Source organism: Aquimarina litoralis (assembly GCF_039523995.1).
GTDB classification, from domain to species: Bacteria; Bacteroidota; Bacteroidia; order Flavobacteriales; family Flavobacteriaceae; genus Aquimarina; species Aquimarina litoralis.
Window position 1 is genome coordinate 1 of the sequence record NZ_BAAAGE010000037.1, and the last position, 539, is coordinate 539.

Genomic DNA, 539 nt, shown 5'->3' on the forward strand with positions numbered 1-539 from the left:
GAAATTGTATATAAATATAACGAATTACCAGCTGAATCTGTAAGTGCAAATATTCCATATAAATATGGTGATAATGATGAGTTAAAAATTACATATCCAGTTCCACCAGTTAAAGATCCTGGGTTAGCGCCACCTATTGCTATTATATCATTACTATTACCTTTAACAATTGATGAAGTATTCATATTATCACAACTTCCACCAGGAATTTTGAAAATTGACAATTGTTGAGTTGAAGTATTGTAAAATGCGACATATGGTGAACATGGTTCCGCACATGGAGACCAAGGATTATAAGCTTCTTCTCCGCCTCCAAATGCAATAAGACCAGGTACCGTAGAATAACCGGTTATATTACTGTAATCTGTATTGGAATTTATCGTAGTATTATCAGGTAATACAGAAACAGAACCATCTGGATTTATTAATACTGCGTAATCACCTGTGCTTCCTGGAGTTAATTGAAATACTATTTTATTCGGAGGTAAGAAGTATCTAGCATTTAAGGAAATGGAATCTGGAAGTGTTTGTTGAAGTGT

Annotated in this window: 1 protein-coding gene; it reads right to left on the reverse strand. The window is 33.8% G+C overall.

What is annotated here, in order from left to right; all coding sequences use genetic code 11:
• On the reverse strand, nt 1–539 hold a 539-nt coding region (locus tag ABD077_RS25185; protein ID WP_343914954.1), incomplete at both ends, for a hypothetical protein.